This window comes from Paraburkholderia sp. (assembly GCF_035948235.1).
In the GTDB taxonomy this organism is placed as follows: domain Bacteria; phylum Pseudomonadota; class Gammaproteobacteria; order Burkholderiales; family Burkholderiaceae; genus Paraburkholderia.
Map to the genome: position 1 here is coordinate 1 of NZ_DASZJJ010000290.1, position 23,442 is coordinate 23,442.

The window sequence follows — 23,442 nt, forward strand, 5'->3', positions numbered from 1 at the left end:
CGCCAGCACGGCGGCGCAGATCTACGAGATTCGCGCGCTGGTGGAAGGCGACGCGGCGATGGCCTGCGCGCTGCGCGGCGATTGCGCGACGGTGGAGCGGCTGGCCACGTGCGTGACCCGTATCGAGCGCGCCTTCGCGGATCATGACCACGCAGCGGTGCGCGAACTCACCGGGCACTTTTACGAGCAGATGTTCGCAAGCGGGGCGAAGCTGGTGGCGTGGGAAATCGTGCAGAGTCTGAATGCGCGCATCACGCGTCTGCGCGCGCTGACGATTGCTTCGGACGATCGCGGCCGTCAGGCCGTGGCGGAGATGAACGAGATCGTCGCAGCGATCCGTGCGCGCGATGGCGAGCGCGCAAGAGAAGCGGCGACGGCGCATGTGCTGCGCGTCGCCGAGATTGCTGCTGCGCTGCTGCCCGCCTGAGGTTTTCTCGCAGCGGGCAGCGGTTTCGAAGTTTTACTTCGCCACCGGCATGGTGAATTCCGCACCCTTTTCGGTGCTTTCCGGCCAGCGTTGCATGATCGACTTCTGCTTGGTGTAGAAGCGCACGCCTTCTTCGCCGTAGGCGTGCATGTCGCCGAACAGGCTGCGCTTCCAGCCGCCAAAGCCGTGCCATGCCATCGGCACCGGGATCGGCACGTTGATGCCTACCATGCCCACTTCGATCTGGCGGCCGAACTCGCGCGCCACGTTGCCGTCACGCGTGAAGCAGGCCACGCCGTTGCCGAACTCGTGATCGTTGATCAGTTGCACGGCTTGCGCGAAGTCGTCCACGCGCACGCAGGCCAGCACCGGGCCGAAGATCTCTTCCTTGTAGATGCGCATTTCCGGCGTGACGTTGTCGAACAGCGTGCCTCCCGTGAAGAAGCCTTCCTCGTGACCCGGCACCTTGAGGCCGCGACCATCGACCACCAGCGTCGCGCCTTCCTCGACGCCGCTGGCGATATAGCCTTCAATGCGCTCCAGCGCCTGGCGCGTGACGATCGGGCCCATTTCGGCGTCGGCTTCCATGCCGTTCTTGACGATCAGCGTCTTCGCGCGCTCGGCCAGACGCGGCACGATCTTGTCGGCGACATCGCCTACCAGCACGGCCACCGAAATCGCCATGCAGCGCTCGCCCGCCGAACCATAGCCCGCGCCAATCAGCGCGTCGACGGTCTGGTCGATATCGGCGTCCGGCATCACGACCATGTGATTCTTCGCGCCGCCCAGCGCCTGCACGCGCTTGCCGTGCTTCGCGCCGGTTTCGTAGATGTAGTTGGCGATCGGCGTGGAGCCGACGAAGCTCACCGCCTTGACGTCGCGGTGCGCGAGCAGCGCGTCGACCACGATCTTGTCGCCTTGCACGACGTTGAACACGCCGTCGGGCAGGCCCGCTTCCTTTAGCAGTCGCGCCATGAAGAGCGACGCCGACGGATCGCGCTCGCTCGGCTTGAGGATGAAGGTGCAGCCCGCGGCCAGCGCCACCGGGAACATCCAGCACGGCACCATGCAGGGGAAGTTGAACGGCGTGATGCCGGCCACGACGCCCAGCGGCTGGCGCACGGTCCAGTTGTCCATGCCGGTCGAGACCTGTTCCGTGTAGTCGCCCTTGAGCAGTTGCGGAATGCCGCAGGCAAATTCGATTACGTCGATGCCGCGTGCGACTTCGCCTTGTGCATCGGCGAAGACTTTGCCGTGCTCGGCGGTGATGATCGCGGCCAGTTCGTCCTTGTGGCGGTTCATCAGTTCGAGGAAACGCAGCATGACGCGCGCGCGGCGGATCGGCGGCGTGTCGCGCCAGGCCGGGAACGCGGCTTTCGCGCTCGCTACGGCGGCATCCACGTCCGCGACTTCGCCCAGCACGAGGCGGCGTGCTGCTGCGCCAGTGGCGGGATTGAAGATCGCCTGGGTACGGTCGCCCGTGCCGCGCTCGGTCTTGCCGCCGATAAAGTGGACTACGTCTGCGGAATCGGTAAAGGCCTGCATGTCATCTCCTCGCCAAATGGGTTGAACCGGGTGGAATCAATCGATGACGGTCAGTGTACGAAGGCCGGGCGCCCCTGCAAAGACACGGCGGCTGAATTGATTGTTTTCTATAGTGAACAATCACCCGTGGAAACCCTGAAAGATAGCGGATTGGGGTGCTATCATCGGCGCGTCTGGTCAAGCTGGAAAGGAACGGGAAACGCGATGGATACGCAAAAAGCCGAATCGCTCTGGACCCATCTGCACTGGCTCAACGTGCTTGCCACGCAGGGCAGCTACACGGCGGCGGCCACGCGCCTGGGCGTGAGCAAGGCGGCGATGAGCCAGCGCATCGCGGAACTGGAGCGCGTGGCGGGTGTGGCGCTGGTGCAGCGCACGACGCGCAGCGTGCGCTTTACGGAGGCCGGGCAGCGTCTGGTCGAGCAGACGCGGGGCGAGTTCGAGCGCATCGCGGCGAGCTTCGCGGGCGTGCGCGAAATGGCCGATGTCGCGCGCGGCACGGTGCGCGTGACGGCGCCTGTGGCTTTCTCGCGCCAGCAATTGGTGCCGCATCTGGCGCAATTTGCGCGTGCGCATCCGGAAGTGCGCGTGCAACTGGAAATGTCGGATCGCCTCACCTCCATCGCCAGCGAGGGTTTCGACCTGGCGATCCGTCATAGCGCGCAGGTGCCGGAAACGCATGTGGCCTGGAAGCTGTGCGATACGCGCTCGGTGATCGTCGCCACGCGCGCGTATCTGAAGCAGCGCGGCACGCCGGAAATACCCGCCGATCTCGCCCAGCACGATTGTCTGTTCTATCCGCGCGCGATGGGCTCGGGCGCGTGGTCGTTCGAAAAGACCGCACGGCGCGCGGAGAACACGCGCGTGAACGTAACGGTGAACGGGCCATTCTCGGCCAATAACAGCGAGGCGCTGCGCGACGCCGCGCTCGAACATCTGGGCATCGCGCTACTGCCGGACTTCAGCGCGCAGGCGGCCTTGCAGGCGGGCAAGCTTGTGCAGGTGCTGCCCAACTGGCGGCCAGTGGGCGCGTTCGCCTCGCAACTGCACGTCGTGCGCCCGTATGGCGCGCATGTGCCGCGCGCTGTGTCGAGTTTCGCGGAGTTCCTGCGGCAGACTTTCAGGCAGGGGTTTCCGCTGGAATAACGGCGTATGCCGTCATTCGCGCGGGCGTTCGACCACGATATGCATCACGTCCGTGCGGCCTTCGTCGAACGCGGCTTCGCAATAGGCGAAATACAGCCGCCAGATGCGAATGAACGCTTCGTCGAAACCCAGCGCACGCACGGCGTCGATGCGCGCCTCGAAGGCCGCGCTCCAGAGGCGCAGCGTCTGCGCATAGTCGTGCCCAAACGCGAAGGTTGCGCGCGCGTCGAGTCCTGCACGTTGCGCCGCTGCTGCGAACTGTCCGGGACTCGGCAGCATGCCGCCGGGAAAAATCGTTTCGCGGATAAAGTCGCTCGACGCGCGATAGTGTTCGAACTGCGCATCGCCGATAGTGATCGACTGGATCAGTGCGCGCGCGCCGGGCTTCAGACAACGTTCGAGCGTGGCGAAGTAGCCCGGCCAGAACGCCTCGCCCACGGCTTCGAACATTTCGATCGAGACGATCGCGTCGTACTGGCCAATGGCGTCGCGGTAATCGAGTAGCTCGACTTTCACGCGCGCGCCAAGCGCAGCCGCCATCACCCGTTCGACGGCCAGCGCGTATTGCTCCAGCGAAATCGTCAGCGCGCGCACGCGAATGCCCTGGCGTGCCGCATGCAGCGCGAAGCCGCCCCAGCCGCAGCCAATTTCCAGTACTTCCATGCCGGCCCGCAGCCCGAGCGTGTCGATCACGCGCTGATACTTCGCGGCCTGCGCGTCGGCGAGCGGGCGCTGCGTGTCGCCGTCGAAGCAGGCGCTCGAATACGTCCAGGTGCGGTCGAGCCAGAGCGCGTAGAAGGCGTTGCCGAGGTCATAGTGCGCGTGAATGTTCTGGCGGCTGCCTTCGCGCGTGTTGGGGCGCAGCCGGTGGCGCAGTCCGAACCACAGGCGCGCGAGCGTGCCGCCGTGCAAGGTCGTGGCCACGGCGGCTTCGTTGCGGATCGCCAGACGCAGCAACGCGACCAGATCGGGCGAATCGAGCCATTGTTCGCGCAGCGCCTGCGCAAAGCCGATATCGCCCGCATGCAGGATCGCGCCGCAGGCGCGCCAGTCGTGCAGATGCAGCGTTGCGCCCGAACCGTCGCGCAGATCGCCAAAGACATGCTGGCGGCCATCGGGCGTCGTGAGCGAGAGATGGCCGTGGCGGATACGGCGCAGCAGCGCGAGAAACAGGCGCGCGGAGAGCCGCGACGTCAGCGGAATCGGCCGGCGCGAATATCGAATGGAAAGGCCGGGCAGGCGCAACAAACGCAACAGTGTCATGGGCGGGCCTCGTGTCCGGGATGCGGCGCGCTTGCGCCGGGCGTCTTGCCGAGGAAGGGCACGCGCTTGAGCCAGAGGCGCAGCGCCTGCCAGTGAATGCGCAACAGCACGTTGACGGCGTTGCCGGGCATGCGCGCAAGTGCCGCCCACGCGCGCGGCGCGGTGAGCGGCGCGGCCCGCATGGCGAGCGCAGTGCGCAGCAACAAACCTTCGTCATCCTGATAGTCGATGCGAACCGCTAGCGTGTCGGCGCGCTGGATCACACGGAACGCGTAGTCGCCTTCGACGCGGCAGAACGGCGAGACATGCAGCACCTTGCGGCAGACCAGCGCCGTATCCGCGCCGATGACGCCGTGCCCCGGCGCGCTCAGCAGATAGCCGTGATGGGCGCCGAAGGTATTGCGCACGTCGGCGTAAAGCGCGCGCAGATGACCCGCGCGGTCGTGGCAGTACCAGAAGCTGACCGGATTGAAGGCATGGCCGAACAGACGCGGCACGGTTTGCAGCCAGATCGGGCCATCGGCGGGAATGCCGGCTTCGGCCAGCCGCGCGCGCATCCACGGCGCGAGCGCGCTGCCGTCGCGCGGGCCGTAGTCGCGCGTGGCGAGCGCGAACACCCGCCAGCGATCGACGCCGAACCACCAGGAGGCCAGCGTATCCAGGCGCTCCAGATCGCAGCACAGCTGGAACAGCGGATACGCAAACGCATGGTGCACGGGCCGCAGCCGCTCGTGGACCACGCGGCCCGTGAGCAGCAGGCCCGCGTGAGCGGTATCGAGCGCGCTCATAACGTCGCCCACGCGGGCATGACGCCGAAGTCGCGCGCGACGCGCAGCGCGGATTTCAGGCCGTCCTCGTGAAAACCGTAGCCCGTCCACGCGCCCGCGAACCAGGTCTGGCGGCGGCCCTGCAGCGCGGGCAGGCGCTGCTGCGCGTCGATGGCGGCAAGATCGAGCAGCGGATGCTCGTACACATAGCGCCCGAGCACCGTGTCTGGCGCTGGCGCATCCACAGCGTTGAGCGTGACGACGACGGGCGTGCGAAACGGCAGCGGCTGCAACTGGTTGATCAGGTAGCTCACGCAGACGGGCTGGTCGCCGCCATGCGCCAGCGCGCCCCGGCTCAGATAGTTCCACGCCGACCAGACGCGGCGGCGGCGCGGCAGCAGGGCGGTATCGGTATGCAGCAGCGCGACGTTGCGCTGGTAGCGCAGCGCGCCGAGCACTTCGCGTTCGTGAGCATCGGCATCGGCGAGCAGGGCGAGGCTTGTGGGTGCGTGGCTCGCGAGCACGACGGCGTCGAAGCGTTCCGGGCCGGCCTCGTCGGTGACGATCGTGACGCCCGCGTCGTGCTTTACGTCGTGCTTTGCGTCGTCGTGACGCCGGATCGCCCGCACCGGCGTCGAAAGGCGCACATCATCGAGCCCGGCCACGAGGCGCGCCACATACTCACGCGAGCCGCCCACCACGGTGCGCCACGGCGGGCGCTGGTTCACCTGCAACAGCGCGTGATTGATACAAAAGCGCAGGAAGGTGGCGGCGGGAAAGCGCAGGACGTCGTCGGCGGCGCTCGACCAGATGGCGGCGGCCATCGGCAATAGATAGTGACGCTGGAATGGCGCGCCGTAGCCGCCCGCCAGCAACAGTTCGCCCACCGACAGGCGCTCGCGGCGCGCGGTCTCGTAGTTGTGCGCGGCGGCGGCGTTAAATCGCAGGATGTCGCGCAGCATGCCGATAAAGCTTGGCGAAATCAGGTTGCGGCGCTGGGCGAACACGGTGTTCAGACTCGTGCCCGCCCATTCGAGCGCGCCCCGATCCACCGACACCGAAAACGACATATCGCTGCGATGCGTGGCAACGCCCAGTTCGTCGAACAGCGCGATGAGGTTTGGGTAAGTGCGGTCGTTGAACACCAGGAAGCCGGTATCGACGGGATGGCGCTGGCCTTCCAGCTCGACGTCCACGGTGTGCGCGTGGCCGCCCGGATAGTCGGCGGCTTCGAACAGCGTGACGCGGTGGCGCCGTGCAAGCAGCCACGCGCTCGCCAGTCCGGCAATCCCCGCGCCGACCACCGCCACGCGCTGGCCGGGCGGCAAGGCGGCGGGTGCTTCTGGCGTGGTGTGCATGGTGGTGGGCTCCCTGATTTTTGCCTTGTCGTTTTGATTGTTTCCCCAATGCAGGCAAATACGCGGCGCGCGGCGAAACGGATGCAGGCGCCGTCGCGCCGCTTATGTCCGCCTGCGCATCAGCACATGCGCCACGCCCCACTCCTGGCCGCGCGCATAGCCGAACAATTCCGCCACGGCCATGTAGAACATGCGCCAGCGTTGCAACGCCAGGCGAGCGTTGCCGCTTTCGCCGCCGTTTTGTGCGAGCAGCGGCAATACGTCGTTACGCGTGCGGTCGAGTGCCTCGAGCCAGTGGTTCGCCGTGCGCTCGTAATGATGGCCGTCGAGGCACCATTGGCGTGTAACGCTGAGATCGTCCTGGAAGCGCAGCAGCAGATTCGCCGAGGGCATCGTGCCGCCCGTGAAGAAGTGGCGCGTCATCCAGTCGCTGCCGTCGCGCGAGACGAAGGCGTAGGCGAGCAGCCGGTGCGCAAAGTGATGCACGAACAACTGGCCGTCGTCGGCGAGCCAACTTGCGATCTTCGCGAGCAGCAGACCGTAGTGCTTCATGTGCTCGAACATTTCGATCGAGATCACGCGGTCGAAGCGCGCCATATCCGGCGCAAAGTCAAAGCTCGTGACATCGCCGGTGACGATGCTGAGATTGCCCAGCCCGCGCTCGGCGGCGCGTTGCAGGATAAAGGCGCGCTGGCCATGGGAGTTCGACAGGCCGACGATCTGTGCGCGCGGATAACGCTGCGCCAGCCACAACGAAAGCGCGCCCCAGCCGCAGCCCAGATCCAGGATGCGCTGGCCGTCTTCGACGCCTGCGCGCAACGCGTAGAGCGCGAGCATGGCGTCCTGGGCCTGATCGAGCGTTTCGTCGCCGCGCGGGTAGTAGCCGCACGAGTACTTCAGACGCGCGCCCAGATGCGCCTCGAAGAACGCGGCGGGCACTTCGTAGTGCTGTGCGTTGGCGTCCTGGGTGTGCAGGGCGATGGGGCTGCCGCGCAAGGCGGCGACGAGCGCTTCGAAGGCGGCGGCGCTGAGTTCGCCGTCGCCCGCGTGCTCGTCGCGCAAACGCTGGCGGATCAGTGTGCGCATCCCCGCGCGGATCAACCAGTCGGGCAGCCAGCCGCGCTCGCAGCAACGGATCGGCCAGCTTTCCCCGTCAGCTACCGTGGGCGTTCCAGGGGTTCCAGGCGTTCGGCTCTCTGGCCGGGTCGCGGTGGTGGTCATGGGTGAGGTCTCCTCTCGCTGTTGTGATGGTCGTGGCGAGGTTCGTGATGATCGACGGCGTGGCTTGCGCGCGGCGGCCACGGGATAAACGCGCTGGTCGTGCGCATGTACTCGCGGTAGCCCGCGCGGCTTTGTACGAGGCGCGCTTCGAGCATCGGCACGCCCGACACCTTGAGCAGCAGCCAGGCCATCGCGCAGGGCGGCACGAGCGTGGCCCAGCCCCACGGCAGGCCGATCGACCAGAGCGTATAGGCGCACCAGTGCAGCGATTCGAAGAAATAGTTCGGATGCCGCGAGTAGCGCCACCAGCCGCTTTGGCAGACGCGGCCGCGATTGGCGGGATCGGCGACATGGCGGCGTAGCTGACGGTCCGCCGCGGACTCGCCGAGCACGGCGGCAAAGCCCGTGGCCAGCGCCGCAACGATGAGCGGAATCGCGGGCGTGGCGGCGCTCCAGGCGGGCACGAAGAAGGCAATCGACAGGATCATGGAGGCGAGCGCCTGGACCAGATAGAAGCCCAGCATGCGTGGCGCGGCGGCGCTGCCCCATGCGGCGCGCAGGGCGGCGTAGCGCGGGTCTTCCGGCTGGCCGTGATTGCGCCGCCAGAGATGCAGCGCCAGGCGCGCGCCCCAGGCGCTGCCGCCAAGCGCCACCGCCGCGCGATTGAGGCCAGCGCCTGGGCCCACCGCCGCCGCGAACACGGCCACGCCGCCAAGCGTCGCTGCCCAGAGCGGATCGATCATGCCCGCATTGCGCGTGCGTAACTGCACGAGCCACGCGATGCAGAAAGCGAGCACGAGTGCGGCGAAGGCGAGGGCGAACGCGGCGGCGAAAGGCATGCGGGCTCCGTCAGGAGGTCGATGCCGGAGATACGGGCGAGGGGCGCGAACGGATGCAGCGGATGCGCAGAGCGCGCGCAAATGGGCGTGGAGCCGTTTGTGATCGTTGTCGAAGTGGGCGCTAACTTATGCTGTAAGCCCCGTGCAAAGCCCCGTGCCGATCAGACAGCGCCTTTCATCGGCCCGGTTGCGACCACCGGCCCGGTCGGCTGCCCAGTCGGTGAGCCGCCCGGCGGCTCGATCGACACGGCCAGCACGGCGCGCGCACTCACGCGTGCGGCGACCTCGGGCGCGAGCGCCAGCGTGGCGGGCGCATCGGCGGGGAATACGCCCAGCGGCACCGGCTTTTCGCCGGGCGGGATCAGCCAGAGTTCAGTGGCGCGGCCCGCCTCGATGGTGGGCTTCACGGCCGGCACGACCACGATGTCCTGACGGCGCTGATCGAAGGTTGCGGTCCAGTGCGCGACCCCATCCGGGCGGGCGATCGTGGCGACCATGTACGGGCTGGCGCTCGCCACCACGGTGGCTTCGGGCGCTGTGCGCATCCACACGAGGTTGACGGCGGCCAGCGCCAGCGCCGCCATGCTCGCGCCGATGCCGACGAAGCGCCATAGCCGCAGATCGTTCCACCAGCCCGACGGCGCGCCGGGCCGGCGTGCGCCCAGGAAGCCCAGATCGCGCTCGATGCGCGTCCATACGCGCGCAGGCGCGGCGATGGGTGCGAGGTCCTCGGCCAGCGGCGCAAAGCGCTGTTCCCAGCGCGCGAGCGTGGCGGCCAGATCGGCGTCGGTGCGGGTGGCCTGTTCCAGCGCGGCGCGCTCGGCGCGATCGAGCACGCCCAGCGCGTATTCGGCGCAGCGCAGTTCGGGGTCGTGGTCGGCGGGCGTGCTCATCGCTCTAGACAGGTTTTGAGTTGCATCAGGCTGCGCCGGATCCAGCTTTTGAGCGTGCCCAGCGGCACGCTCAACTGCGTGGCCAGCTCGCTATAGGTCGCGCCGCTGAAGAAGGCCTCGCGCACCGCGCGATGCTGCTGCGGCGCCAGCTGTTCGAGGCAGCGCTCGAGCCGGCGGCGCTCCTCGCTCGCCTCGGCGAGGGCGGCGGGCGTGGGGTGATCGTCGGCGAGTTCGAGTTCACTGTCCTCGTCCAGCGGCGTTTCGTGGTGCTGACGCAGGCGGTCGATCGTGCGGTTGCGCGCCAGCGTGACGAGCCAGGTCATCGCGCCGCCGCGCGCCGCATCGTACAGGTCGGCGCGACGCCAGGCGGTGGTGAAGACGTCCTGCAGCAGATCTTCTGCCTCGGCGCGGTCGTGGACCATGCGCACGATCGCGGCAAAGACGCGCGAGGAGGCAAGGCGGTAAAGCTCCGCGAAGGCGCTCTGGTCGCCCTGGCCCACGCGCGTGAGCAACTGGTTCAGGTGCGCACGCCGCGCGGCGTCGCGCGCCGGATCGGGCGCGCCTGGGTTGATGCTCTCGGAGTTGCCAGCCGTGTCGGTCATGCGCCTGAGGGGGCGTGCGAAGCCCGCGCTTAAGAGACGTGGGGGACGGAAGGATTCGACGAAATATAACATCGTCGCCGCTGGCCGACGCGCTGGCTGACACGGTCGCGAATGCAAAGGCTGGGGCAGGAGGTTCATGGTCGGTGGCGTGATGTCCCGGCGCGAGCGGCGCAAGAGGGGCGAAATTGACCGATATACGGCCGGATTGCGCGGCCGGACGCAGGGCGGCGGCGAGTTTTGTACCGCAATGTATCTACGGGGCGATCTGAAAAACTCGCTTGCAATAAGCCGGGGTGGCAGAAACAAGCGGGATACGTGCGGGGCGTCAAATACATCCAACGCAGCGATGCAGCCCAAACCCGAAACCGCAACGCAGCGCGCCGTACCCAAACCGACCTTATGGCTTGTTGCCAGATACTGGAGAAAATCATGAACCTCGTCCGCTCCCTCGTTGCCGCCGCCGTTGTTGTTGCTGCCGCCGTGCCCGCCGTCTCGTTCGCCCAGGACCACACGATCACCCGCGCCGAAGTACGCGCCGAACTCGTCCAGTTGCAACAAGCCGGCTACAACGCCGCCAGCGACAACAACCAGTACCCGACGAACCTGCAAGCCGCGCTCTCGCGCATCGCAGCGAACCAGCAGGGTGGCAATGCCGCTTACGGCGGCAGCGCCAACGCCTCGGAAGCGGGCGCGCCCGCCGCCGCATCGCCGATGCAGCACGTTTCCCGCGTTTCGCACAGCGGCCGTGCCGCCGATCCGCAGGATGTGGTCGGTCTCGAACCCATCTACGCGCATTCGTAATGCAGGGCGCCTGCCGTCGCGAGCGATGCCTCGCGACGGCCCGAACCACAACACCACAACCAACCCTTTGCCTGGAGTGATTCGATGATCCGTTTTCTTCGCCAGACCCTTGCGAGCGCGATGATGCTCGGTTCCCTGTTCGCGCTGCCCGCCGCGCACGCGGCGCAGAGCGCGCCTTCAGCGGATCTGCAGGGCAAGAACGTCGTGCTCGTACACGGCGCCTTTGCCGACGGCTCGAGCTGGGACAAGGTGATCCCGCTGTTGCAGGCGCGCGGCCTGCATGTGGTCGCGGTGCAGAATCCGCTCGATTCGCTGGCGGGCGACGTGGCCGCGACGAAGCGCGTGATCGACGCGCAGCAGGGCCCCGTGGTGCTGGTGGGCCATTCGTGGGCGGGCGTAGTGGTGAGCGAAGCGGGCAACGACGACAAGGTCAAGGCGCTGGTCTACGTGGCCGCTTTCGCGCCCGACAACGGCCAGTCGATCAGCGATATCACCAAGGGGCTGCCGCCGCCCGTGTGGGCCGACCAGTTGCAGAAGGATTCGGTGGGCTATCTCACGCTATCGACCCAAGGCGTGCTCGACGATTTCGCGCAGGATCTGCCGGTGGCGCAGCGCCGTTTGATTGCGGCGACCCAGGCACCGTGGTTCGCAGGTTGTATCGACGAGAAAGTGACCAGGGCCGCGTGGCACGACAAGGCATCGTACTTCGTGATTCCCCAGCACGACCGCATGATCGATCCGCAGTTGCAGGCGCAGATGGCCGCGCATATCGGCGCGCAGGTGACAAAGGTGAATGGCAGTCACGTTGCGCTCGTGAGCCAGCCGCAAGCCGTGGCCGATGCGATCATCGCGGCGGCGCGCAAGGTGCAGTGAAATACGTCTGCGGATACATCCGGTTGCAGAACTCACAATCCCAGGGTCAACAGCGTCTTTGACCGATGCGTTGAGCGGATAGACGGCATCGTGCCGTCGCCGCAGACCTCAGGGAGATCCATCATGCGCCGCTTGCCCGTTTATCTTGCTGCTCTCGCCACGCTCACGCTCGCCTTCGCGGGCACCGCCTCGGCCACGCCGCGTACGCACTGGGATGCCACGCACCCGCGCCGCGTCGAAGTCAATCACCGTCTTTCCAACCAGGATCGCCGCATTCATCAGGAAGTGCGCGAAGGCGAGATGTCCCACGGCGAAGCCGCGCGTCTGCATCGCGACGACCGCCAGATTCGCGGCGAAGAGCGCCTGATGGCCAGCCAGAATAACGGCCATATCACCCGTGCCGAAGACCGTGCGCTCAATCAGCAGGAGAACCACGTCAGCCGCCAGATTGGGCAGTGACGTTGCAGCGGAAAGAAAAAACGCGGTCGAACGGCATGCTCCGTTCGACCGCGTTTCTTTTATTAATTAGCTGGACGAAGCGATTCGTCTCACTCCTCGTCTTCGAGCTTTTCGATCGACATGCCCAGTTCGGCCGCCATGCGATGCACCAGCGCTTGCAGGCGCGCCACTTCGTCGGCCAGACGCTGCTGTTCGGCGCGCAGCGACTCGTAATCGGCGCCCGACACACCGGAGCCAGCCGATGCGCCCGCGTACTCGGCATCGAACGCCCCCGCCGGTATGCTCACTTCGCCGCACAGCAGATGCATCCAGCGGCTTTCGCGCTCGCCCGGCGCGCGCGGCAGTTTGACGACGAGCGGCGGCTCGCGCTCGGCCAGTTCGGCGAGGAACGCCTCGACCGACGAGACATCCGCGAAACCATGCAGGCGCGCCGAATTCAGGCGCAATTCGGCGGCCGTCTGCGCGCCGCGCAACAGCAGCACGGTGAGCAGGGCGACAGCCTGGCCGGGCACGCCCAGCACGCGGTTCAGGTTGTGCTCGAAACGCGGCACACGGCTGCTGCTGCCTTCGAACACAAGGCTCAGATGTTTGAGGTCTTCGATTGCGCTCAGCACTTCGGCTTCGCTCACGTTCATGACCGGCGAGCGCGCGGTTTTCTGGTTGCAGCCGGAGGCCAGCGAATTGAGCGACAGAGGATAGGTGTCCGGCACCGTGTGCTGTTTCTCGATCAGCACGCCGACGATGCGGGCCTCCAGCGGCGTGAGCGCGCGCAGCGCGCGGGGCGAGGGAGCATCGGCAGGGGTATTCATAAGCGGATCGGGCGGAGGTTTTTACGGGATTCGATCATACCCGCTCGCCGCGCCGCTGCGCAGGGGCCGGCCTGTCGATCGCCGTCTTTGTTTCTCCAGAAGTTTATTAGTAGTTTTTACCCAGATATCCTGAAAGCGACTAACAGCGTCCCCTTGATTACCTGTAAATGCCCAAAATACGGGATTTTCCCGAGTTAGAAAACTTCTGCATAGAGATTAACGCTTATTGCACTGCAACAAACGAATGTCTACACTGCTTCAGTCGCCAGGCGTTTCGAAATCGCTTCGAAACATTTTCGAAAAGGAGGGCGTGTCGTGAGCGCATCCCAATCGCCAATATCGCATTTGGCCCTAAAGCTGCACGTCTTCGAACAGGAAGGCGGCTGGCATTGGGGCATCACCATTCCGCGCGCTGCGGGCGGTGGCTTCAAGGTCATCGCCTATAGCGATACGACGTTTTCCGGCGAAAGCGAAGCTCGCCGTGACGGCGATCGCGTGCTCCATACCATGCCGGCCGGCGCGGCCACTGCGCTCGCCTGCTGAGTCTGCGTTGAAGGCGCGCGGCGCACGCGCCGCGCTGTCCTGGTCCTTGCTTTCTCAGTCCACCTTTTCCTTGACTTCCAGGCCCCAGAAGCGCGCTTCGCCGGCGCTCGCATCGTTTGCATAGAACTTGTTCTGCCAGCTGTCGTTCGGGCGTAGTCCCGTCCATTCGTGCGGCGAACTCAGATGCGAGGGACCGCCGATGGTCGCCTCGCTGGCCTTGGCGTTCTTGCGCTTCGCGGGCGGCGCCATATTGTGTCGCCACCAGAAGTGATTGAACACCGAGATCGCATTCACCGCGTAAGCGATGGCCAGATCGCGGTCGTTCTCGATGATGATGAGATTGTCGTCGTTGACCGTGGCCGCTTTTACGCCCGCGTTATGTGAACCTGTCATGACAACGGGATGATCGCCGAGCGGATCGATCACGATGATCTTGCTATGCACGACGACAATGCCCACGCGCCCGAGATAATCGAGAATCGGCGCGCCTTTCTGGTGCTGCGTGGCGGGCAGCACGATGTCGTAATTGGACGGCACCGCTTCGGCGCCATGCAGAAAGCCCACGGCGGTTGTGTCGCCCGCGTGCGCGTGGATGGTCGGATCGGTGTTGACCACGCCGCGGATATAGAGGCCCGCGTCGGCTTCGGCCTGTTCGCGGATGTCCTGCAGCAGACTGCCCTGCCAGCCGGGATCGAGCATCAGCGTGAGAATGCCCGACTTCGCGTTCTGGATCAGCGAGCGCGCGTAGGCCAGATCGGGCGAATTCGCGCCGATCGACTTCGGCAGATGCGGGCTGAAGAACACCGACGTTGTCTGCTTGCCGTGCTTGAAGGTGTTGACCTGGCCATTGGAGGCGGGCGGCGGCGTGCGGAAATCGGCCTCGCGCAGACGTTGCCATTCGGCGAGATAAGCGGCGGCGATTTTCGCGTCATCGACCAATAGCCCGTTGTTCACCTGCGTGTAAAGTCCGTGTGGCGTCCAGTTCGTGCTGCCGGTCCAGACCTTCTGCGGCTTGCCTTTCTGATCGATCGCGCCACCCGTGACGAACACGGCGAACTTGTTGTGCGCGTACACACCCGAAGGTTTGAGGATGCGGCGCGAGAGATCGACCTTGCCGGTCAGCGCGGCGGCGGCGCTGGCATTCTCGTCGCTGCCTTTTTCGTGCGTGCCGTTGGCGAGCACCAGATGGCAGCGTTGGCCCAGATTCGCGAGCCGCGCGATCAGGTCGCTATCCGACAGTTCGAATAGCACGAGATAGAGATGCATGTCCGCGCTGTGCTGGACTTCGTCGAGCAGCGCATGCATCTGCCTCGCGAGTTCGCCGCCCAGTTCGCTGCCGATGGTTGGCTTCGGTCGGGTGTGCGCGGCAGAGGGAATCGCATCGGCAGGCAGGGGCAGTTGCAGCACGGTTTCCAGCGCTTGCGTGGCGATATCGGGATCGTTGGTATCGTCGCTGTTCGTCTTCGAATGTTTGGGCACAAGCGCGGCGCGCAGCGCTTCGAATTGCTCGGGATAGACCTCGGCGCATTTCGCGAACCAGCGCGCGCCCACGATGCCCACGTTGAAGAACGGCCGGTACTTTTCCGGCTGCGGTGTGGCGGGTTCGAACCATTCGGATTCGATGCTGCTTTCGGTGGGATTCGCCGTGTTGCCCGTCATCGCCACCACGCGATATTCGATTTTGCCCTGGACAGGCGCTTCGAAATCGGTCCATGTGAAGCGCTGGAACGGCCAGGCCGTAGAGGGCTTTGCATCGGCGTTGGACTGCACCGCATGTTGAGTCGAAAACCCGACGTAAGCGTTCAGCGGCGTGGCGTTGCGGCCGTTCACGCGGCGCAGAACGGCATAGCCGAGGCAATCCGGAATCGCGGTATCGTGCCACCACGCCAGAAACACACTGTCGGTGCCGCGATAAGCCTGCAATTCGATGTCGCTCATGGTCACGCTCTCCGGTGGAGGATGGGGGCAAGGGAGGCGAAGCAAATCCCTGGCGCGCCGCGCGGAGCGGCGGCTGCAAGGAACTCACGGGAAGTAGCGGGAGGAGGCGGCCCGCGCGTGAAGGCTGGCGGGCGTCACTTGAATGCGTAAATTCTAGGCGAGGCGTCCTGCTTTAATATGATTTTTCGATGACAGGTACGCGTGCGGAATGCGCTGGAACAAGATTCGCGGTTTTTATAGGGCGCGCGCAATCAGCATGACGCCCGCAGCGACGCTCGACACGCCAACCAGACGCACAAGCCGCCCGCGCGAAGCTGCGATCCGTTCGACGGCGATTGCCACGCTCACGATGAGCGTCGCTTCGCGATCCATCACGCCGGTCGCGAGCAGCACGGCTAGCCAGTTGCCGCAGCAGCTTGCGCATCGCACGGCGAAGCGTACGCCCGAGCGCCATGCGGCGAGCGCGTCCACGGGCGACGTCATCTGACAATGACGAATCGAATGGCAGGCGTGCAGCTGGTTCGCCTTCCACGCTGAGCATTGAAGCACGCCCGCGACAACGACTATCAACCCCGTCGCGAGGGGCGCCGCGCGCGCTATCAGCGGCACGCGCACGGCAAGCGACGCCACTGCGGCGCCGATCGGAAAGAGCAACACGCCCGCCAACAGCCACGCCGAAAAATAACCCGCAGCACTCAAAATAATTAGCCATCCAGAATGAAGCGTCAGCGAGCGACGTTCGCGCCAGAGCATCGGCGCGAGCGCGGGCAGCATCATCGCGGGCGTCATGGTGGCCCACATCGACACGAACGACGCGGCGGTGTGCAGCCACGTCTGCCCGCATAGCGGCAACCATGCGGCCGACAATGTCCAGCCGCCTGGCATCGGCGTGCCGCCCATCGCGGCCATCGACGTGAAACGCAGCGCTGTCGCCGTCGCGCTGGCCGCGAACAGCAACGCGGCCATCACAGCGAAAATCACGCGCGTTCTTGCGACGGAATCCATGGCGCCCTCACTGGTGCGCGTATTCGTCGTGGCGTTTCCACCAGACGCCGGCCTCGTTGCGGCCTCGCGGCGCGCGGTCGAGCCATTGATACATACCCCAGAGCGCGTCGAGACCGCGCGCGTAGGTCGAATACGTGTGCCAGATCGCACCGTCCTCGCGCACGAAGGCGCTCATTCCTGGCCGGTCGCGGGTGTAGGTCGCGGCATCGGTGCCGCAGCTTGCCGCGAATTCGGCGACGGGCGCGGGCGGCGGATCGGCATCCATCGCGTGCGCACCGCGCGCGTAGTTGTATTCGACATCGCCTTCGCGCTGCTGCCCGGCGGTGAACGAGACGTTGAAGTCGAAGTTGAAATCGGTACCGTGCGACGAGGCCCAGGGGAAGCGCCAGCCCATGCGTTCGCGATAGGCCAGCAGCTTCGCGAGCGGCGCGCGCGACACCGCCATCAGCGTGACGTCGTGGTGGGCCAGATGGGCGACATTGCCGTTAAAGCCATCGGCCAGCGCGGAGCAGGACGGGCAGCCTGCCGCGTAGTCGGGGCCGAACATGAAGTGATAAACGAGCAGTTGCGAGCGCCCCGCGAACAGATCGGCGAGCGAGGCGCGGCCCTGTTCGGTATCGAAGGCGTAGTCCTTGTCGACGCGCACCCAGGGCAGCGCCTGGCGCTGCTGGACGAGTGCGTCGCTGCGGCGCGTGAGGTCTTTCTCGGCGGCGAGCAGGTCGAGACGTGCGGCGAGCCATTGCTCGCGGGTGCCGGTTGCATGGGTGGTCATGGTGTGCTCCTGAAAGGGATGGATAGCGGGAAACCGTGGAGATGTGGCCTGTGACTGCCGTGTTAGATTAGGTCCGGACTGCCAGGCGAGGGGAGTGACAAGTGTGTCGGGATTGGGCTGCGCATGGACTCGTTGATCACCGCTGCGGCGCGCGCACTGGCCGCCGGTGACGCGCTGGGCGCGCTGAACCGCGTCGCCCTGCGCGACGACGCGCCCGCGCTCGCCTTGCGCGGCATCGCCATGGCGCAGCTTGGCGATCTCGAACGTGCGAAGGCGCTGTTGCGCCGCGCCGCGCACGCGTTCGGCGCGCGCGAGGCCGTGGCCCGCGCCCGCTGCATCGTCGCCGAGGCAGAAATCGCGCTGGCTTCGCGCGATCTCAGCTGGCCGGCGGCTTCGCTCGATGCGGCGCGACAAACGCTCGACGCGCACGGCGACGCCCTCAACGCCGCGCACGCGCGTCATCTGGTGATCCGCCGCCTGTTGCTGATCGGGCGTCTGAACGAAGCCGGGCAGTTGCTCGCCGATATCGACCCCGCGCCGTTGCCGCCCGCGCTCAGGGCATCGCATGAACTGATTGCGGCGGGCATCGCCATGCGGCGCATCCGGCCACAGGCGGCCCGCCTCGCGCTGGCCGAGGCCGCGCGCGCGGCGCGCATCGCGGGCATTGCCCCGCTGGCCGCGGAAGTTGCGCGGGCCGCGCAGTCGCTCGACGCGCCCGCCGCGCGGCTTATCGCAAACGGCGCGTCACGCCCGCTGCTGCTCGATGAAGTGGAAGCCGTGCTGGCCTCGAACACGCTGGTGATCGACGCCTGCCGCTACGCCGTGCGCAAGGGCGATATCGAGGTGCCGCTCGCCCGCAGGCCGATTTTGTTCGTGCTGGCGCGCTCGCTCGCCGAAGCGTGGCCCGCCGACGCGCCGCGCGACGTGCTGATCGCACGTGCCTTCCGCACCAGACATATGGACGAGACGCACCGTGCGCGGCTGCGCGTGGAAATCGGCCGTCTGCGCGCTTTGCTGGGCGAACTGGCCGGCATCCACGCGACGCCGCTGGGCTTCGCGTTCGCGCCGCGCGCCGCGGGTGAGGTGGCCGTGCTGGCGCACGTCGTGGAAGAGCCGCACGCGGCCGTGCTGGCGCTGCTTGCGGATGGCGAGGCGTGGTCGAGTTCGGCGCTCGCGCTTGCCTTGGGCACAAGCCAGCGCACCGTGCAGCGCGCGCTCGACGCGCTGGCGGCGGCGCGCAAGGTGCAGCCGGTGGGCGTGGGCCGCGCGCGCCGCTGGACCATGCCGCCGCTGCCCGGATTCGCGACGAGCTTGTTACTCCCCGCGCCCCTGCCAGGCGAGCAGGATGAGCGCATGAACCGACCGGCAAGGAGCCCACAATGAAGCATTCCACGGCCAGCATCCTGCGCGAATACGGACCCTTCGAAGGCGTCGAGCAGGTGGGCGGCGTCACCTGGGACGGCAGCCGCGTGTGGTTTGCGGCGGGCGACCGGCTCGCCTCGCTCGACCCGCAAAGCGGCGAGACGCAGCGCGCCATCGACATGCCGGCGCACGCGGGCACGGCCTTCGACGGCCAGCACCTGTTCCAGATCGCCGAGGCGCAGATCCACAAGATCGACCCGCAAAGCGGCCGCGTGCTCGCCACGATTCCGGCGCCGGGCAACGGCGGCGATTCAGGCCTCGCGTGGGCCGAGGGCACGCTCTGGGTGGGCGAATACCGCGCGCGCAAGATTCATCAGATTGACCCGCAGACCGGCGCGATCTTGCGCACCATCGAGTCGAGCCGTTTCGTGACCGGCGTGACATGGGTGGACGGCGAGTTGTGGCACGGCACTTGGGAAGGCGATGAAAGCGACCTGCGCCGCATCGATCCGCAAACGGGCAAGGTGCTGGAGCGGCTGGAGATGCCTGAGGGCACTGCCGTATCCGGGCTGGAGTCGGATGGCGGCGAACGCTTTTTCTGCGGCGGCGGCAATAGCGGGAAGATTCGTGCGGTACGCAGGCCGCGGCATGAAGACGGCAAGACCGACGCGCCGCCAGCGCCAAAGCCGCTGGAGTAATGGGCCCACGAGTTCAGAGCCGCTGCGTCGCCAATGCGCTTTCCACCACCGCGTCCTCTTCCATGCCGACGCGAAACGCCGTAGCACCGTCGCGCCACGCGTAGACGCGCTCGATCGACGTTTGCGCATACAACACCGCAGCGTGGTCGTCGATGGCGAGGGAAGGCGGAACGGCCCGGGCGCGCAGCGCGGCATGCAGCGTCGCGCGCCGCTTCGGCTCGCTGCCGTAGTGGACCGCGCTGCCGCCCGGCAGCCAACCCAGACAGTCGAGCGGCCGGTGACCTTCGCTCCAGTACGAGTCGGTCAGACCCGCCTCGAACCAGCACATCGCGCCCGCGCTCATGCCCGCGAGCAGCACGCCGGCTTCCCATGCCTCGCGCAGTACCCTATCCAGGCCCCAGTCGCGCCAGACCGCGAGCGCCGACTTCGTATTGCCGCCGCCCACGTAAATCGCGTCCTGGCGCAGCAAATGGGCGCGTGCGTCGGCAACCGGAATCGAGCGCGCGTCGGGCTGGCGGAAGAAGGCGAGATGGGCGGTTTCGCAGCCGAGCGCACCGAATGCCTGATGAAATTTCCCGATATGGGCCGGCAGATCGCCGCTGGGTGTCGCGAGCAGGCACACCTTCGGATGCGCCTTGCCGGTGAGATCGCGCACGAGCGCATCGACGGGCGACGCGCCGTCTTCCATCATGAAACCGCCGCCACCTATGGCGAGAATGCGCTGCATGATTGACTCCGTAGCTTCAGCCGGGGCGTTCGCGCCGCCCCATCGTGAAAGACATCTTCGATCTTGCCCACGCCAATCGCCCGCGCCAACAATGGCGCGGCATGCCGCCATGCATAAGCGTTAGCTAAATCACACAACCCTGGCAAAGTCAGCGTACACGCAACGTTTCGCGTGGCAATATTCCGCAGCGGTCGACAAACACATATAACGGTTTGCGCCACGCAGGCCACGACGTGGTGCGGCAAACGGGGGCGTCAGCCATGACAGCGATAACGTTCGAGGAGTGCCTTGCGGGCGCATGGCGCGATGCATGGAAACTGGCCAGGCAGCGGCCAATGTTCGTGACCGCCGCCACCATGGCGATTTTCCTGCTGCAGTTCGTGCTCGAAGAATTGCATCGCGCGCCCGGGCGGCGTTCCCTGGCGATCCTGCTTTTGCTGATTGTTGTCCCGTTGCTCAAGTTCTGGGTCATGAATCTGATCGTGGTGCAGGCGATGCGCTTTGTGCTGCTGGGCGATGGCGACACCGCCACAATCATAGGGCGCGATCTGTGGCGCTACTGTGGCATCACGCTCGGCATTCTGCTTGTGTCTGCCACGGGTGTCGTCGCCGCCTCGATGATCGTTGCGAAACTTCTGCCCAACATCGGCATACACGCACACGCGCGCGCCTTAACCATGACCAGCGCCTGTGCATTCGTCATGCTGGCGGTCTGGCTCAACCTGCGGCTCAGTCTGTTGCCCTGCCACATCGCAGTGGGACGGCCGCTCAATCTGCCTGCCGCCTGGCGCGACTCGCGACACAATACCTTGCGTATCGCGAGCTTTCATTTTGTACTTTGGCTGACACTGTGCGCGTTTGCAGTGCCTGTCGCGCTGGTCGGCGGTGTCGTGGCGATCACCCTCGGCGAGGGGCGCCACGGCCCCGTGTTCGGCTTGCTCCAGATGCTCGCATACGGGCCGATGCTCGTGGTGCTCGGCGCGGGTAGCGCCTGGATGTACAAGCGCTTCGCCAATACATTGCCAGGTGTTGCCAGCGCGGCTTGAAGCTGGCCCTCTACGCGCGCGCCTGAGCACGTTTGCTGCGTGCGCGTGAGCTCGTAGTCGTCCCGGACTTCTTCTTTGCTGGCCCGGCCTGACTCACGTCGACGGGTACGAACGGCGCCTCGAAGTGCTTGACGAGAAAGTCGATAAACGCCCGCGCGCGCGTGGATTCGTTGCGTTGCCCTGGGTAATACACGAACAGATCCGCCGACGGCAGAGCCACCTCCGGCAACACGAGTTTGAGCCTGCCGCTCTGGATATATTTCGCCAGATCCCATTCCGAGCGGATCAGAATGCCGTGACCGTCCAGCGCCCAGCGCAACACGATATCGCCGTCATTGCTGGAGAGCGAGCCGCTCACCTTGAGCGCCTCCAGATGATCCTCCTGCATGAAGCGCCATACGCCGAACGCGTCGTCGTTCTGCGTGTGGATGATGCAGCGGTGATTGACCAGATCCTCCTTTCGCTGCGGTACGCCGTGCCGTTCCAGATACTTTGGCGACGCACATAAAAAGCGCCGGTTGCTCATCAGGCGGCGCGCCCTGAGTCGCTGATCCGGCAGCTCGCCGAAGCGTATCGCCATATCGAACGCGCCTTCGACCAGGTCGATGGGTTTATCGGTGACGACGAACTGGATATCGACATGCGGATAACGTCGGGCGAATTCCGACACCAGCGGCGCGATGGTGGTCCGTCCAAAACCCAAGGTCGCATTGATGCGCAAACGCCCATGCGGATCGGCCGGCGAGCCTGCGATGGCATCTTCCATTTCGCGCACTTGTTCGAGGATCTGCGAAGCGTAACGCGCGAACGTTTCGCCTTCGGGCGTGAGGCTCACGCTGCGCGTGGTGCGGTTCACCAGCCGCGTGCCGAAGCGCTCTTCAAGGACCCCCAGGCGCTTGGTCGCGGCGGGCGGCGTGATGCCCATCGCACGCGCGGCGCCCGACAGGCTCTTGAGTTTCGCCAGTTGCACGAAGAACTCGAAGTCGGATGTGGAGTCGGTTCTCACCGGTCAGCGCTCACTTTTGGTTAAAAATGAAATGAATCGAGGTGAAGTATAGGCCGTTCTGCCGCGGCTATGCTACGTCCCATTGCAGCGTATCCATGCAATCGAGACACCCAGCAAACGCGCCAGTCCAGGAGAGAGCACCATGAGAATCGTCGAGATTCGCGAAAAAACCGTTCCGATCAGTTCGCCGATCCGCAACGCCTATATCGACTTCAGCAAGATGACGCTGAGCCTTGTCGCCGTGATTACGGACGTGATCCGCGATGGCAAACCTGTCGTTGGTTACGGCTTCAATTCGAATGGGCGTTACGGGCAGGGCAAGCTCATGCGTGAGCGTTTCATCCCGCGCATTCTCGAAGCCGACCCGGCCTCGCTCGTCAACGACGCGGGCGACAATCTCGACCCGCACAAGATCTGGGCGACGATGTTCACCAACGAAAAGCCGGGCGGCCACGGCGAGCGCTCGGTTGCGATCGGCACGATCGACATGGCCGTGTGGGACGCGGTGGCGAAGATCGAAGGCAAGCCGCTTTTCCAGTTGCTGGCTGACCGTTATGGCGATGGCCAGCCGAACCGCAGGATCTTCGTCTACGCGGCGGGCGGCTATTACTATCCGGGCCAGGATCACGGCAAGCTCAAGGACGAAATGCGCAGCTATATCGATCGCGGCTATACGGTCGTGAAGAAGAAAATTGGCGGCGCGTCGCTCGATGAAGACCTGCGCCGGATCGATTCGATTCTCAGCGTGCTGGGCGACGGCCAGAAACTGGCGGTCGACGCGAATGGCCGCTTCGATCTGGACACCGCGATCCAGTATGCGAAGGCGCTGTCGCAATACGATCTGTTCTGGTACGAGGAGCCGGGCGACCCGCTCGATTTCGAATTGCAGGCCACGCTGCGCAATTACTACGACAAGCCGATGGCTACCGGCGAGGATCTGTTTTCGATGCAGGACGCGCGCAATCTGATTCGCTACGGTGGCATGCGCGCAGACCGCGACTGGCTGCAATTCGACTGCGCCCTGAGCTATGGTCTGGTCGAATATCTGCGCACGCTCGACATGCTGCGTCAGCACGGCTGGTCGCCAAGCCGCTGCATCCCGCACGGCGGCCATCAGATGTCGCTCAACATCGCTGCGGGCCTGGGGCTGGGCGGCAACGAATCGTATCCCGATCTGTTCCAGCCATATGGCGGCTTCCCCGATGGCGTGAAGGTGGATAACGGCTTTATCACGATGCCGGATCTGCCGGGCATCGGCTTCGAAGGCAAGGCCGATCTCTACGCTGAAATGCAGAAGCTTTCTGCCTGAATTCGAAGCGCAATCGCGACCGGAAACACAGCC

At 65.8% G+C, this 23,442-nt stretch carries 24 protein-coding genes; 10 read left to right on the forward strand and 14 right to left on the reverse strand.

Annotated elements, in window-relative coordinates:
* Positions 1 to 427: FCD domain-containing protein (locus tag VG320_RS25285; protein WP_327202800.1), on the forward strand; the 427-nt coding region annotated here is incomplete at its 5' end.
* Between the two features lie 33 nt (positions 428 to 460).
* On the opposite strand, the gene VG320_RS25290 is transcribed toward VG320_RS25285, so the two are convergent.
* Positions 461 to 1,972: a CoA-acylating methylmalonate-semialdehyde dehydrogenase gene (locus tag VG320_RS25290; protein WP_327202801.1), complete on the reverse strand. Its 1,512-nt coding sequence runs from the start codon at positions 1,970 to 1,972 to the stop codon at positions 461 to 463.
* A gap of 204 nt (positions 1,973 to 2,176) precedes the next feature.
* Here VG320_RS25290 and VG320_RS25295 point away from each other — a divergent pair, with 204 nt between their 5' ends.
* Positions 2,177 to 3,118, forward strand: coding sequence for a LysR family transcriptional regulator (locus VG320_RS25295; protein ID WP_327202802.1), 942 nt, complete (start codon positions 2,177 to 2,179; stop codon positions 3,116 to 3,118).
* Between the two features lie 12 nt (positions 3,119 to 3,130).
* Here VG320_RS25295 and VG320_RS25300 read toward each other — a convergent pair whose 3' ends face one another.
* From VG320_RS25300 to VG320_RS25330, 7 genes are all read right to left on the reverse strand, one after another.
* The gene (locus tag VG320_RS25300; protein ID WP_327202803.1) at positions 3,131 to 4,381 is read right to left on the reverse strand and encodes a cyclopropane-fatty-acyl-phospholipid synthase family protein; all 1,251 of its coding nucleotides are present in this window, start codon (positions 4,379 to 4,381) and stop codon (positions 3,131 to 3,133) included.
* Complete coding sequence (locus VG320_RS25305; RefSeq protein ID WP_327202804.1) at positions 4,378 to 5,169, reverse strand: DUF1365 domain-containing protein; 792 nt, start codon at positions 5,167 to 5,169, stop codon at positions 4,378 to 4,380. The genes VG320_RS25300 and VG320_RS25305 overlap by 4 nt, the downstream gene beginning before the upstream one ends.
* Entirely contained in the window at positions 5,166 to 6,506 is a 1,341-nt protein-coding gene (locus VG320_RS25310; RefSeq protein WP_327202805.1) for an NAD(P)/FAD-dependent oxidoreductase, read from the reverse strand. The genes VG320_RS25305 and VG320_RS25310 overlap by 4 nt, the downstream gene beginning before the upstream one ends.
* 102 nt (positions 6,507 to 6,608) lie before the next feature.
* Positions 6,609 to 7,727, reverse strand: coding sequence for an SAM-dependent methyltransferase (locus tag VG320_RS25315; protein WP_327202806.1), 1,119 nt, complete (start codon positions 7,725 to 7,727; stop codon positions 6,609 to 6,611).
* Positions 7,724 to 8,566: a DUF1295 domain-containing protein gene (locus tag VG320_RS25320; protein WP_327202807.1), complete on the reverse strand. Its 843-nt coding sequence runs from the start codon at positions 8,564 to 8,566 to the stop codon at positions 7,724 to 7,726. The genes VG320_RS25315 and VG320_RS25320 overlap by 4 nt, the downstream gene beginning before the upstream one ends.
* A gap of 161 nt (positions 8,567 to 8,727) precedes the next feature.
* Positions 8,728 to 9,459: an anti-sigma factor gene (locus VG320_RS25325; RefSeq protein WP_327202808.1), complete on the reverse strand. Its 732-nt coding sequence runs from the start codon at positions 9,457 to 9,459 to the stop codon at positions 8,728 to 8,730.
* Entirely contained in the window at positions 9,456 to 10,061 is a 606-nt protein-coding gene (locus tag VG320_RS25330) for a sigma-70 family RNA polymerase sigma factor (RefSeq protein WP_327202809.1), read from the reverse strand. The genes VG320_RS25325 and VG320_RS25330 overlap by 4 nt, the downstream gene beginning before the upstream one ends.
* Positions 10,062 to 10,490: 429 nt before the next feature.
* On the opposite strand from VG320_RS25330, the gene VG320_RS25335 reads away from it, so the two are divergent.
* From VG320_RS25335 to VG320_RS25345, 3 genes are all read left to right on the forward strand, one after another.
* Positions 10,491 to 10,862, forward strand: a complete 372-nt coding sequence (locus VG320_RS25335; RefSeq protein WP_327202810.1) for a DUF4148 domain-containing protein — start codon at positions 10,491 to 10,493, stop codon at positions 10,860 to 10,862.
* Positions 10,863 to 10,946: 84 nt separating this feature from the next.
* Entirely contained in the window at positions 10,947 to 11,735 is a 789-nt protein-coding gene (locus VG320_RS25340) for an alpha/beta hydrolase (protein ID WP_327202811.1), read from the forward strand.
* 123 nt (positions 11,736 to 11,858) lie between these two features.
* Complete coding sequence (locus tag VG320_RS25345) at positions 11,859 to 12,194, forward strand: hypothetical protein (protein ID WP_327202812.1); 336 nt, start codon at positions 11,859 to 11,861, stop codon at positions 12,192 to 12,194.
* An 89-nt stretch (positions 12,195 to 12,283) separates the two neighbouring features.
* Here VG320_RS25345 and VG320_RS25350 read toward each other — a convergent pair whose 3' ends face one another.
* Positions 12,284 to 13,003: a YceH family protein gene (locus VG320_RS25350; protein WP_327202813.1), complete on the reverse strand. Its 720-nt coding sequence runs from the start codon at positions 13,001 to 13,003 to the stop codon at positions 12,284 to 12,286.
* Between the two features lie 315 nt (positions 13,004 to 13,318).
* On the opposite strand from VG320_RS25350, the gene VG320_RS25355 reads away from it, so the two are divergent.
* Positions 13,319 to 13,546 (forward strand): hypothetical protein, encoded by a 228-nt coding sequence (locus VG320_RS25355; protein WP_327202814.1) that lies wholly within the window; start codon positions 13,319 to 13,321, stop codon positions 13,544 to 13,546.
* A 54-nt stretch (positions 13,547 to 13,600) separates the two neighbouring features.
* Here the strand turns inward: VG320_RS25355 and VG320_RS25360 are convergent, their stop codons facing one another.
* The 3 genes from VG320_RS25360 to VG320_RS25370 all read right to left on the reverse strand — a co-directional run bounded on the left by VG320_RS25360 (position 13,601) and on the right by VG320_RS25370 (position 17,261).
* Positions 13,601 to 15,484, reverse strand: coding sequence for a phospholipase D-like domain-containing protein (locus VG320_RS25360; protein WP_327202815.1), 1,884 nt, complete (start codon positions 15,482 to 15,484; stop codon positions 13,601 to 13,603).
* Positions 15,485 to 15,718: 234 nt separating this feature from the next.
* A complete protein-coding gene (locus tag VG320_RS25365; protein ID WP_327202816.1) occupies positions 15,719 to 16,489 on the reverse strand; it encodes a DUF2182 domain-containing protein in 771 nt (256 codons plus the stop codon).
* Positions 16,490 to 16,496: 7 nt separating this feature from the next.
* Positions 16,497 to 17,261 carry a DUF899 domain-containing protein gene (locus VG320_RS25370; protein WP_327202817.1) on the reverse strand — a complete coding sequence of 255 codons (765 nt, stop codon included), beginning with the start codon at positions 17,259 to 17,261 and terminating at the stop codon, positions 16,497 to 16,499.
* 123 nt (positions 17,262 to 17,384) lie between these two features.
* Here VG320_RS25370 and VG320_RS25375 point away from each other — a divergent pair, with 123 nt between their 5' ends.
* Together VG320_RS25375 and VG320_RS25380 are read left to right on the forward strand one after the other, a co-directional pair.
* Complete coding sequence (locus VG320_RS25375) at positions 17,385 to 18,644, forward strand: helix-turn-helix domain-containing protein (protein ID WP_327202818.1); 1,260 nt, start codon at positions 17,385 to 17,387, stop codon at positions 18,642 to 18,644.
* Positions 18,641 to 19,321, forward strand: coding sequence for a glutamine cyclotransferase (locus tag VG320_RS25380; RefSeq protein ID WP_327202819.1), 681 nt, complete (start codon positions 18,641 to 18,643; stop codon positions 19,319 to 19,321). The genes VG320_RS25375 and VG320_RS25380 overlap by 4 nt, the downstream gene beginning before the upstream one ends.
* Before the next feature lie 13 nt (positions 19,322 to 19,334).
* On the opposite strand, the gene VG320_RS25385 is transcribed toward VG320_RS25380, so the two are convergent.
* Entirely contained in the window at positions 19,335 to 20,048 is a 714-nt protein-coding gene (locus VG320_RS25385; protein WP_327202820.1) for a peptidase E, read from the reverse strand.
* 335 nt (positions 20,049 to 20,383) lie between these two features.
* Here VG320_RS25385 and VG320_RS25390 point away from each other — a divergent pair, with 335 nt between their 5' ends.
* Positions 20,384 to 21,094, forward strand: coding sequence for a hypothetical protein (locus VG320_RS25390; RefSeq protein WP_327202821.1), 711 nt, complete (start codon positions 20,384 to 20,386; stop codon positions 21,092 to 21,094).
* A gap of 10 nt (positions 21,095 to 21,104) precedes the next feature.
* Here VG320_RS25390 and VG320_RS25395 read toward each other — a convergent pair whose 3' ends face one another.
* Positions 21,105 to 22,100 carry a LysR family transcriptional regulator gene (locus VG320_RS25395; RefSeq protein ID WP_327202822.1) on the reverse strand — a complete coding sequence of 332 codons (996 nt, stop codon included), beginning with the start codon at positions 22,098 to 22,100 and terminating at the stop codon, positions 21,105 to 21,107.
* Positions 22,101 to 22,242: 142 nt separating this feature from the next.
* On the opposite strand from VG320_RS25395, the gene VG320_RS25400 reads away from it, so the two are divergent.
* The gene (locus VG320_RS25400; RefSeq protein WP_327202823.1) at positions 22,243 to 23,409 is read left to right on the forward strand and encodes a mandelate racemase/muconate lactonizing enzyme family protein; all 1,167 of its coding nucleotides are present in this window, start codon (positions 22,243 to 22,245) and stop codon (positions 23,407 to 23,409) included.
* The last annotated feature ends 33 nt before the right edge of the window (positions 23,410 to 23,442 follow it).

Excerpts from the sequence above, each read along its gene's own strand:
- VG320_RS25290 (WP_327202801.1), bottom strand. The coding sequence starts at position 1,972 with ATGCAGGCCTTTACCGATTCCGCAGACGTAGTCCACTTTATCGGCGGC.
- VG320_RS25295 (WP_327202802.1), top strand. The coding sequence starts at position 2,177 with ATGGATACGCAAAAAGCCGAATCGCTCTGGACCCATCTGCACTGGCTC.
- VG320_RS25300 (WP_327202803.1), bottom strand. The coding sequence starts at position 4,381 with ATGACACTGTTGCGTTTGTTGCGCCTGCCCGGCCTTTCCATTCGATAT.
- VG320_RS25305 (WP_327202804.1), bottom strand. The coding sequence starts at position 5,169 with ATGAGCGCGCTCGATACCGCTCACGCGGGCCTGCTGCTCACGGGCCGC.
- VG320_RS25310 (WP_327202805.1), bottom strand. The coding sequence starts at position 6,506 with ATGCACACCACGCCAGAAGCACCCGCCGCCTTGCCGCCCGGCCAGCGC.
- VG320_RS25315 (WP_327202806.1), bottom strand. The coding sequence starts at position 7,727 with ATGACCACCACCGCGACCCGGCCAGAGAGCCGAACGCCTGGAACCCCT.
- VG320_RS25320 (WP_327202807.1), bottom strand. The coding sequence starts at position 8,566 with ATGCCTTTCGCCGCCGCGTTCGCCCTCGCCTTCGCCGCACTCGTGCTC.
- VG320_RS25325 (WP_327202808.1), bottom strand. The coding sequence starts at position 9,459 with ATGAGCACGCCCGCCGACCACGACCCCGAACTGCGCTGCGCCGAATAC.
- VG320_RS25330 (WP_327202809.1), bottom strand. The coding sequence starts at position 10,061 with ATGACCGACACGGCTGGCAACTCCGAGAGCATCAACCCAGGCGCGCCC.
- VG320_RS25335 (WP_327202810.1), top strand. The coding sequence starts at position 10,491 with ATGAACCTCGTCCGCTCCCTCGTTGCCGCCGCCGTTGTTGTTGCTGCC.
- VG320_RS25340 (WP_327202811.1), top strand. The coding sequence starts at position 10,947 with ATGATCCGTTTTCTTCGCCAGACCCTTGCGAGCGCGATGATGCTCGGT.
- VG320_RS25345 (WP_327202812.1), top strand. The coding sequence starts at position 11,859 with ATGCGCCGCTTGCCCGTTTATCTTGCTGCTCTCGCCACGCTCACGCTC.
- VG320_RS25350 (WP_327202813.1), bottom strand. The coding sequence starts at position 13,003 with ATGAATACCCCTGCCGATGCTCCCTCGCCCCGCGCGCTGCGCGCGCTC.
- VG320_RS25360 (WP_327202815.1), bottom strand. The coding sequence starts at position 15,484 with ATGAGCGACATCGAATTGCAGGCTTATCGCGGCACCGACAGTGTGTTT.
- VG320_RS25365 (WP_327202816.1), bottom strand. The coding sequence starts at position 16,489 with ATGGATTCCGTCGCAAGAACGCGCGTGATTTTCGCTGTGATGGCCGCG.
- VG320_RS25370 (WP_327202817.1), bottom strand. The coding sequence starts at position 17,261 with ATGACCACCCATGCAACCGGCACCCGCGAGCAATGGCTCGCCGCACGT.
- VG320_RS25375 (WP_327202818.1), top strand. The coding sequence starts at position 17,385 with ATGGACTCGTTGATCACCGCTGCGGCGCGCGCACTGGCCGCCGGTGAC.
- VG320_RS25380 (WP_327202819.1), top strand. The coding sequence starts at position 18,641 with ATGAAGCATTCCACGGCCAGCATCCTGCGCGAATACGGACCCTTCGAA.
- VG320_RS25385 (WP_327202820.1), bottom strand. The coding sequence starts at position 20,048 with ATGCAGCGCATTCTCGCCATAGGTGGCGGCGGTTTCATGATGGAAGAC.
- VG320_RS25390 (WP_327202821.1), top strand. The coding sequence starts at position 20,384 with ATGTTCGTGACCGCCGCCACCATGGCGATTTTCCTGCTGCAGTTCGTG.
- VG320_RS25400 (WP_327202823.1), top strand. The coding sequence starts at position 22,243 with ATGAGAATCGTCGAGATTCGCGAAAAAACCGTTCCGATCAGTTCGCCG.